We start from the raw sequence: 8,426 nt of genomic DNA, 5'->3' as shown, positions 1-8,426 counted from the left end.
CTACATTCTTAAGTTTGGTATCAATCGTACCATCAATATTACTATCAATCCGACTCAGAAAGAAACTTGCCACAGAAGCTATCTTACTAATATCCTCTCCTTTAGCAGCTCTAGCTTCTAAACCTTCGATATATGCCCAGGCTGTATTTACATAGCTTTCTACGGAGAACAACAAAGTGACGTTTACATTTATCCCTTCACTAATAACTCGCGTCACTGCTGGTAAACCTTCTGGCGTACCTGGAATCTTAATCATTAGGTTTTCGCGACCTATAGCAGTGTAATAACGAATTGCTTCGCTAATGGTACTTTCTGTATCTTTAGCAATAGTTGGTGGTACTTCTATACTAATATAACCATCTAACCCATTGGTCTGTTCATACACTGGCATAAAGATATCGCAAGCATCACGAATATCCTTAAAAACCAGAGATTCGTAGATATCCATTACTGACTTACCAGCACTGATACCAGCTTCAATATCTGCATCATAGATAGCATTACCAGCGATCGCCTTTTCAAAGATTGCGGGATTAGAAGTAATACCACGAATCCCTTTCTGGGCAATCATGCTCTTAAGTTCCCCAGACTCAATGATATTGCGACTCAGATTATCCATCCAGATACTCTGGCCTAGGTTTTCTATTTCTAGCAAATGATTAGTTGTCATAGCTATTACCTTAATTCCTACTATGTTTTGTTGGAGTTTTTTGTGCCTTGAGATACTTCTAAAGAATAACTAAGCTGTTATGTGCTACTGCAGGTATTAAAAATTTCTTTACTATTGTTCTTTTGCAACAGTAAAGTCTATAGCGCTGTGCGCAAAGCAAAAGTCACTCATGCAAAAGTCAAAAATAATCTATGACTGAGTTTGAGCATTTATAAATATCCTAACCTCTGCTTTGATTACTTAATGCAATCTTTATTCTGCTTAAAACAACTTTAACTATACAACCTGATTTAAGTTGTTAAGGAACACAAATTCAATAAGACCGGAAATTTTTGGTTTATACCTAGGAGACTTCTTGAGCGTAATTAATTTTCTCCGGCTTTATTTTCTTCTCATTCCTAACTTTGATTAGAAATGCGTTTTTGTTCTTTAATAAAAGACTCAACAAGTGCCACATCTTCTTTACTACCAATAATCAATGGCGTGCGTTGATGAAGTTTATCTGCTGCCACATCTAATATTTCTTCAGTCCCTGTACTAGCTCTACCACCTGCTTGTTCAACTAGATAAGCCATTGGTGCTGATTCATATAGTAAACGTAATTTTCCTTCTGGCTTTTTGACTGTACCTGGGTACAAAAATACTCCACCTTGATATAAAATTCGATGGAAATCTCCAACTAATGCACCACCATAACGAGCAGTATAACCTTCATGGCGATGAACATAGCGGATATAATCCCGCATAGAATCATCCCACTGCCAAAAGTTACCTTCATTCACACTATATATTGGACCGTGGTCTGGAGTTTTGATATTCTCATTAGCGAGGATAAACTCACCTAAGCTAGGGTCTAAAGTAAATGCGTGTACTCCTTGGCCTATTGAATACACCAACATTGTGCTAGGGCCATATAAAATATAACCAGCAGCAATTTGTTTACGTCCACTTTGGAGTAAATCTTCAGCGGAACCGTCTTCATCGTTACCTTCTTGTTGGCGAACTGAGAAAATAGACCCCACATTTAAATTTGTATCTAGATTAGAAGAGCCATCTAGGGGATCGTAAAGTAATGTATAGCGACCAATTGGACAATTTTCTGGAATGTAATAAGGTTTTTCCATTTCCTCGGATGCCAAACGACAGACAAGGCCACTTTGCTTAAATACCGAGATAAATACATCATTGGCATAGATATCCATCTTTTTGACGGATTCTCCCTGGACATTAACTGTACCAGTAAACCCTAAAGCATTTTCTACTAATCCAGCACGAGTTAGGCGACGAGCGATTAACTTGCCTGCCAAAGCAATTCGATTCATTAGGGCGCTGATATCTTGAGCATCTGGTGAGAACTGAAGTTGCTGTAGGACATGACGTGATAAAGTTGTACAATCACGATCTAATGCTTGGGTTTCCTCCAGACGAATGTGGAGGTCTTCCCCAGTTTGGGCATTTACCATGTATAAAATTCCTCTTAGAAAAAATCTACTCAAAACGAGTAATTGTATCCATCTCGTCTGTGAATGGGTTGGATCTGATTTCGAGATACAGACAGAATTGCATCTCCATGTCGGATGTCAAAATTACCTTTACTTCTGACAGTTTTAATCCTGACTCCTTTTAATCCAATGTTTTTGCCTTTTACGACATTGATAATGTCTCCAGTTTTCCAACCTGCTACAGGTTTTTTAGCCTGATAACCCTTGCGGGGAAAACCATATTTGTCCATCTGTACCATCTGCCTGCAACCGTGCCCCATTGCTGTGACAAGCAATGGTTGAGTAGTCAGGATTGTTAATTGTTCGACCTCACCGACACAAGCCGCATCTATCCAATGTTCTTTTGGTAAATCTAATCGACAACGATTGTATTTAGTCAAAGCACCACTTCCAGTAGTAATGGGCAAACCTGTTGCTTTTAAAGTTTCAAACAATTTCCATCGGGTAGCATTTACAGCAGCAGCATCTTTAAGTGGTGCTTTAGCTTCGGATAAAATTCGTTTGACCAAATTGGGTTTACCGCTAAGAAAATCTTTAATATCTTGGTTTCCCTTTGCTTCATTGCATGGACGACAAGCCAAAGTCAAATTGCTAATGCGGTTACTACCACCTTTAGACTTTGGCTTAATATGCTCAACTTCCAAAGGGACATTTTTAGCATCGCAATAAGCACAGGTTCGATTAAACTTTTCTAGCAAGTATTCCCTGACTTCGTATCCTGCTAATTCTCCAAGTTGATACTCAACTCCACTAACTTCTGGGTTAACCATTTTCTGAGTATCAAAGCGAACTAACTCCATTGCAATCGAATCAATCGGAGCTAACTTTATTAGTCGGTTAACCCAAGTTTGGGTAGTTAAAACCCGGTGCATCAAACTTGGTGGCAGCCATCCTTTTTTACGCTTTCTGTTAAGAAAACGGGAGGAGCGATAACGGGTTTTTCGATTACGACGACCTCGCCGAATAGTTCGCCGTCGTTCCAGGGCGTTTCTTATTTGCTGGCCTCGGTGAACTAGCACCATCGCACAAATAACTTCTCCCCCAAGGGAGACTAAAGCAAAACCTGTTTGTTTGGAACCAGGGTCAATTTTAAGGAGCAAACCCTTATGTTTTTCTGCTACCAATTTATTGAGAATTATTGTGAATGGATAGCGTCTAAAAACCTTGGCTTTGCCTACTTTTAATAATGACCTGGCCATGCCAGGCTTGCATGGTGTTAATGGTTTTTTACTCGCGTCAAGCACGAATACATAATTAGTTGAGTTGGACATTTTTGCGTCCCTACTACAAAAAGTGTAAAGTTGGCCTCGCCCAGTTATTTTGGCTTGTTAAGTTTGACACACTGGTTTTTCAAATCTCTTTACCTGTTTAATACCAAACAATAGAGGTCGGAACTGGCCGCGCATCCCGACGTATTGTGAGCCAGTGCGGTCTTGGGGTCTCCCCAAGTGGAGCAACTGGCGAACCCTTTAGGGTGACCAAAATAACGTTTACTTATTGCTAAGTAGGCTGGACTAACCATTTAAGCGACTTGAGCGCTTTGATTAGATTTGTGGTTAGTCCATCTTGAGTAGCTCCAATCAATATGCTAGTTGCAAAGGCTTTAACTTTAACTTCTATGATCTGGATATGCCTAGGGTTTATTTTATTTGGGCTTTAGCCGGAGATTGCTCTTCTTTAATATGAACTTTAGATAGTCGCGTCAGTCAAAATTTAAAGGTCAAAAGTCTTTTCAGTTATCAGTTATCAGTTATCAGTACCTCCAGTTAAACCAAAATTTCCTTTTTTATCCCCTTAAAAGAGGAAGCTTGAGACCCAAATTTTTCGGTCAAAATTATCTAGAATTTGCCGAAAAAGTCTTATGAGTAAGGGTAGGAGTCAGGAGTTAGGAGCAGTAGACTAACACACCTAGAAATGTAGGTTGGGTAGAACGCAGTGAAACCCAACAAAGTATTATTGTTGTTGGGTTATTGTTGGGTTTTGGGTTCCTCAACCCAACCTACACTTTTATTTCAAAAAAAAAGTTTGTGTTATCTACTAAAAAAATACAGTAGTAACACAAACTTTAATATTAGTTAGGAATAAGAATTAAATAGTAGTGTAAAGTCTTATCCCTTAATGATATCCTAACCCTGGCCTTTAAAATAAAAGCCCAATGCAACACCCAATAATGTTACTTGTGGGGTGATAATAATAGGTATCATTTCCCTAATAAATGGCTTATCTGATTTCGGATAAATAGATGCTAAACCAACCAGAAGATAAGTAATCCCTATTTAAAGATCTTTCAGGAAGTTTATGGTCACATGGGCGTTGTTGCCACTAATATCTCCATGGTTATAAGTATAGCCATTAGGTACAGTAATATTTAAACCATTACTCCCAATATATGGATTATCCCAGTGGATACGGACATCACCAGAACTGGTTGCATATAAAACATAACCTTCAGTACCTGTAGCAACTCCCTCAGACTCACTTTGCCAAGATCCTGTTGATGTTGACTCAATGGTATCTGGTGGAGTATCGTTGCCTTCACCTGACCAGATACCATGTTCTAAGCCCTTCTCCTTGATTGTCAGTTTAAGTTCTGTTTGACTACTCCCCTGGCTGAAGCCGAGGGGATTCTAAGTTGATACTACGCAACAGGATAAATCCGTGTTGCTTCGTCTATTCTTAGCTGACCAAAGATATATTCTTTGGGCACAATGAAATTGTCCCCCTACACAGTCGGCTAAGGCCAATGCCTAGCCTTCTGCTTACTTTTTGTTGATAATTATAGCACAGGACAACTAAAGTTGTCTAGTCTAAACGACTCGCTTGTTTTCATCCCCCGGTTAAAACACGGGGGCTTTCAACGTCGCTTTTCGGTAATTTTTAAACAAAATACCAAATGAACGTACTGCCATGATAAACTTCCCAAAATTTTTCTTTGATAAAATTATTATCATTTTGGGGGAAATGCAATGGCAAAACCTTAAGCTTCGCCAATTATTTTCAGGAGCTTCACAGAATGCAAAATTTACTGCTGCGAAAACTTAAAGGGAGTGCAAAAAAATACTAAATCAAGCTCAAAAACCTAACATTTTTCCTCTCACCTGACCGAGAAAAAGCAGAAAAATTAACAGTAAAAATATTGCCCATGTTAGATTTATTCCCACCTACCTACTTATATCAGGAAAAGAGATGCTTAGGACATTTGCTATTCCCTTTTGCCTCTACCCCATTTCTTTTTACCTTTTACTGTTATCCTAACAAACTATTTCTTGGCTATAGTTTTCGTTCTTCAATTATCAAGTTTCAACATCATAATTTTTTGTCAAAGTATAGGGATAATTTTTCCTAGTGTGAATTTATCAGGACTTACCCACACCGAACCCAGAAACCAGGTTTTTTCGTATATGTTTATTGTTAAAACTAAGGATTTTTCGTAGCAACCGGGTTTCTTTGCGTAAGTCCTATTTATTCAACTTCATAATCAACAGTAATTTTATCTGCTAAAATCGGCTTAATCAAAGTCTGAATAATTTCCTGATGAAGAGCATTTTTGGCATAAGCATCAAGAGCAGCTTTATCCTTAACTTGAACTACTAAACCATTTTGAAATCCTTGAGAAAGTTCGGATAAATTATTCCCACAAGATAAATCAATTATTTCTGGAACTTTCCCTTTCATTCCTCTCAAAGCTGACATAACTAAATCAATAGTTTCTGGTGAAGTATCTGGCTGCCACTTGAATAAAACTATATGTACTATCATCTCAATAAATCCCTCAAAACACCACCTAAATTTTAACAGGAATTGAGGTTATACCAGTTTAAAAAAATATTGCTACAAAGTTTTTATGGCTAGGATTTATAACTCAGGTAGAGGAGTCTTTCGATTAGGGACTTACAGGAGTTATACCATTAATCAATCATTTATCCTTTAGCGTGAAAACTACTTGATACTTTGGTATTTTTACTGAACTCCCTAACACCTAATACTTTTTCACGGAACTCACCCATTCAAAAGTCAAAAGTTAAAAGTAAGATTTTATGGACTGAAAACTTTGAGGCTACAATAATTTCAAGCGATTATTTCACATCTGATAATTTGAAACTATTTGTGACATCTTGAAAGTGAATTGGTATAACACCTACCACCTCAAACCTTTTTTCAGGATATATAGCAAAATTTTTGAGATTTGGTATTAGGTCTTAAGAATAGCGCAAATATCTTAATAGTTTGGCAGAGAATTTTACTGTAGGTATCTTTTTTGAATTTGGTATTACTATAGAGAAACTGAAAATTATAATTTGTTGACTCAAGATTAACTATTGATTAAATAACTATGAACGAACAGATTTACACAAACTACCGACTACAATTACCAGACCAAGAAATTATTGGTACTCTCATAGTTCGTGATGGTAAAATTGCCGAAATTAAACCAGGAATTGTTAATATTGGTCAAAATGGGCAAGGAGAATATTTAATGCCTGGATTGATAGAACTTCACACAGATAATTTAGAAAAATGTATATCTCCTCGTCCTGGGATCAAATGGCCTTTAGCAGCAGCAGTCTCCTATCACGACCGAGATTTAATTAGTTCTGGAATTACTACAGTTTGTGATGCAATTTCCATTGGAGATATTAAACCAAATTCTGTTCGACTCAAAGATTTTGCTGACATGATTGAAGCTATTTTTGAGAGGCAAAAATCTGGGAGACTTCTGACAAACCATCGTCTACATTTACGCTGTGAAGTTTCTTTTGAAGGTGTATGTAATATTGTCGAAAAATATGCAACTAATCCTCTTCTTTCTCTAATGTCTTTAATGGATCATACTCCCGGTCAAAGACAATTTGTCAGTGTGGAAAAATATAAAGAATATTACATGGGAAAACATGGAATTAGCGAATCAGAAATGAGTGACTTTATTGCCTATCGTCAGGAAACTCAAAAACAATATGCTTCTAAAAATCGTCAGGCATTAGTTGACCTAGCAAAACAACAAAATATTTCTCTAGCTTCCCATGATGATGCAACAATAAATCATGTCAAGGAAGCTGTAGAAAATGGAGCGGTATTAGCCGAATTTCCGACTACTTTTGCTGCAGCAAAAGCAGCTCATAATTCTGGATTACAAGTTTTAATGGGTGCGCCGAATTTAGTATTGGGAGGTTCCCATTCTGGCAATGTATCAGCAATGGAATTGGTAGAGCAAAATTTAGTTGATGTAATTTCTTCAGATTATGTACCTCGTAGTTTATTACAATCTGTTTTTTTAATTAGTCATCAAACTGATAAACCTGTATATGAAGCGATGAAGTTAGTTACAAGTAATCCGGCTAAAACTATTAACTTGTTTGAGGATAGGGGAAGTTTAGAAGTTGGCAAACGTGCGGATCTAATTACAGTACATGATGATGGAATTGTTCCGCATTTAACTTCAGTAATTATTAATGGTCGTCGTGTTGCTTGAACTGTTATTAATTTTTATAGCAGTGAGCTGTGGTGTATTTACAGTCCAAACCCTCCAAACCCTCTAAAGTAATCCTAAGTCAATAAAAATTGTAAATACATCAGCGCACTCTTCTATAACTCTCAAAGCATTTACAGATCAAAGCAATTACCTTTTTAGGTCGAAAAAAGTGCCAGCTTTTTGGTGACTAGAGCTGTAAAAAGTTAGCATTTTGGGGAGACTTGGGCCAAAAAATCAAGGGAGAAAATATCCGACTACCTCCTAATTAATTCTCTGTTCTTCCTAACTATTCTCTACTCCCCGACTCCCTTACTCTCCTACTCCCTAAAAAGACTTTTTCAGCAAATCCTACTTATAGGCGAAGTATTTTAACCAAAGGCGAAATGTTGACTACCCTGCATCATTAATCGACTCAGCTAATTTCCAATTCTTTACCGAATAATTAGGGAATAGCAGAAAATAAATTATCCCAATTTTTGTACTCCCTAAATGTACTATATCCTGACTGGTTACTCCCTACTCCCTTACTTTTTCAATTTCTTCCCTACTCCCGTACGGGCGATTCGCATAGATGCCCCTACTTCCTTATTTTCATAGCTAATGGAATAATTTTTTATTTGGAAGTCCCTAAGTGCAACTTCATAGAGAAATTATATTATACCAAGCGTGATAAATGTTTGCTACAAATATCTAGGGGAATTTTTAGGAGTCAGGAGTCAGAAGTCAGTCGGCAGAATGAATAGTTTCAATACCATTTTTTAGTTCGTAAATCATCTTTTTCTCT

At 37.3% G+C, this 8,426-nt stretch carries 6 protein-coding genes; 1 reads left to right on the top strand and 5 read right to left on the bottom strand.

All coding sequences use genetic code 11. The features are described from left to right. The 5 genes from F6K22_RS22790 to F6K22_RS22775 all read right to left on the bottom strand — a co-directional run. Positions 1 to 670, bottom strand: a 670-nt coding sequence (locus F6K22_RS22790; protein WP_293103087.1) for a transaldolase family protein, incomplete at its 3' end; no start/stop codon positions are given. A 398-nt stretch (positions 671 to 1,068) separates the two neighbouring features. After that, positions 1,069 to 2,133 carry a class 1 fructose-bisphosphatase gene (gene fbp / locus F6K22_RS22785; RefSeq protein ID WP_293103084.1) on the bottom strand — a complete coding sequence of 355 codons (1,065 nt, stop codon included), beginning with the start codon at positions 2,131 to 2,133 and terminating at the stop codon, positions 1,069 to 1,071. Between the two features lie 29 nt (positions 2,134 to 2,162). Then, a complete protein-coding gene (gene iscB, locus F6K22_RS22780; RefSeq protein ID WP_293103081.1) occupies positions 2,163 to 3,443 on the bottom strand; it encodes an RNA-guided endonuclease IscB in 1,281 nt (426 codons plus the stop codon). A gap of 1,005 nt (positions 3,444 to 4,448) precedes the next feature. Then, positions 4,449 to 4,748, bottom strand: a complete 300-nt coding sequence (locus tag F6K22_RS42380) for a hypothetical protein (RefSeq protein WP_363274183.1) — start codon at positions 4,746 to 4,748, stop codon at positions 4,449 to 4,451. A gap of 886 nt (positions 4,749 to 5,634) precedes the next feature. Beyond that, a complete protein-coding gene (locus tag F6K22_RS22775) occupies positions 5,635 to 5,931 on the bottom strand; it encodes a Dabb family protein (protein WP_293103078.1) in 297 nt (98 codons plus the stop codon). A gap of 574 nt (positions 5,932 to 6,505) precedes the next feature. On the opposite strand from F6K22_RS22775, the gene phnM reads away from it, so the two are divergent. Next, complete coding sequence (gene phnM / locus F6K22_RS22770) at positions 6,506 to 7,642, top strand: phosphonate metabolism protein PhnM (protein WP_293103075.1); 1,137 nt, start codon at positions 6,506 to 6,508, stop codon at positions 7,640 to 7,642. Positions 7,643 to 8,426 lie beyond the last annotated feature (784 nt).

This window comes from Okeania sp. SIO2F4 (genome assembly GCF_010672385.1).
In the GTDB taxonomy this organism is placed as follows: Bacteria; Cyanobacteriota; Cyanobacteriia; order Cyanobacteriales; family Microcoleaceae; genus Trichodesmium.
Note: the sequence above shows the minus strand (reverse complement) of the source record. Positions and strands in the feature narration are given on the sequence as shown.

Coding starts and splice junctions, on each gene's coding strand:
- fbp (WP_293103084.1), bottom strand. CDS start 2,133: ATGGTAAATGCCCAAACTGGGGAAGACCTCCACATTCGTCTGGAGGAA.
- F6K22_RS22775 (WP_293103078.1), bottom strand. CDS start 5,931: ATGATAGTACATATAGTTTTATTCAAGTGGCAGCCAGATACTTCACCA.
- iscB (WP_293103081.1), bottom strand. CDS start 3,443: ATGTCCAACTCAACTAATTATGTATTCGTGCTTGACGCGAGTAAAAAA.
- phnM (WP_293103075.1), top strand. CDS start 6,506: ATGAACGAACAGATTTACACAAACTACCGACTACAATTACCAGACCAA.